The organism is Psychrobacter piechaudii (assembly GCF_900162825.1).
GTDB classification, from domain to species: Bacteria; Pseudomonadota; Gammaproteobacteria; order Pseudomonadales; family Moraxellaceae; genus Psychrobacter; species Psychrobacter piechaudii.
On record NZ_FUGE01000300.1, the window covers coordinates 1 to 1,506 of the forward strand.

The 1,506-nt window shown below is 33.6% G+C and carries 1 protein-coding gene; it reads right to left on the reverse strand.

The features are described 5' to 3' along the window. Positions 1-267: 267 nt before the first annotated feature. On the reverse strand, positions 268-1,506 hold a 1,239-nt coding region (locus A1019T_RS13130), incomplete at its 5' end, for a phospholipase D-like domain-containing protein (protein ID WP_244156674.1).

The following is a 1,506-nucleotide window of genomic DNA, read 5'->3' on the forward strand; positions in this document are numbered from 1 at the left end:
AGGAGATTGTGTTGTCATGTTAGTGTCCACGATTATTTGTTCGTGGACACTATCTCGCATTTTTTAATAGAAAAAAAGATGGGATGGTCGGATGCTTACTATTTAGACTATACACAAGTGTTACAAAAAAATAGAAATTATAAAAAAACCGTTCAACTCTTGTATCAACAAGAGTTAAGCGGTTTCTTACTATTATAAATATTCTTAGGTAGCAGGCTCAAACTTGGGGTTTGGGGTTTGTTAGGTGAATTGGTTAAACTGGGGGTTTTAAGGTTTAAATTTATTTATAAATTCTGCCACTACATTGGGGCCATTTATATGTACACCTATCTCATGGTATTTATCATCTTGGTTTTCAGATGCATTAGAAGAAAGCCAGTTTAAACTAGTTATAAGTATGTCATTATCATCCCAAGCTAGTACCTTAGCATGGTGCTTCGGCTTGTGAGGTGACTGTCTAAGCTTAATGGGCTCTCTAAGACCATCCAGACTTTTCATAGTCTCGTTTATTTCCTCATGACTTATATGGTCAGATCTTTTCGAATAAAATAGAAATTTCTTAGCGGTGGAGTTCCTTAACGCATCGTAGATAGGTCTTTCAGGCGTACTATTTATAAAATCGCTTGTAATATAAATTATCTTAGTAGCTTCATTACAAGCGACATCAATATAATAGTAGTGTTGGTTTTTGAGAACCAAACTAACAGTAAACTTATCTTCTTGAAGATTTCTAACCTCTTGAGGTGAATTTCTTTTTGTAAAGCATTTATACTGATTTGCATAACTATTAATTTCTTTTTTTGTAGAACTATTTACATAGTTATTACCCATAGATATATTCGCTGCTATCCTTAAATATGACCTTACCAACTTATCATCGTAAATAGCTACAGACGCCTCAAATCTATTAAACCTTGAATACAGAAAATTGCACGAACTGACCATTACACAAGCTCCTCTTTTAGCTGAGTCAGCTATGATAAACTTTGCGTGAGATTCTGTTCTTCTGAATTGATTGTAATCGACGATGCCCATTATACCCTCACGTCTACAACTATCATTAAATTCACTTAAAAGATTTTTCACCTTATTGTCTTCCGCATGAGATTTTTCATAGTCGTCATCATCGCTATCAAGACTAGTTTTTCCCCATAAAATATATACTGCTACCTCTCTTTTTAATGCTTCTCTTATAGCCTCAAAATATTCGGAATATTGTTCATCTTCACTATTTTTTCTCTTGATACACCAAGAGCCGATAAAAGTTGAATGAATAATTAGATAATTTTGAGCAGTATTAATTAACTCTAAAAATTTAATTTCCGTCTCTTGACCTCCATATATAAAATCTACCTGATTACGGTTCAAGGTAATACTAGTTGTAGAAGGTACATTTTTTTCTATCTCTGGCATGACAACTTGGGTGCTCTCACTTTCACTTATGCTAGGTGGACGAGTAGACTCAATTATTTTTATCAGTGAGTTATTTAGATCGCTATACAAACT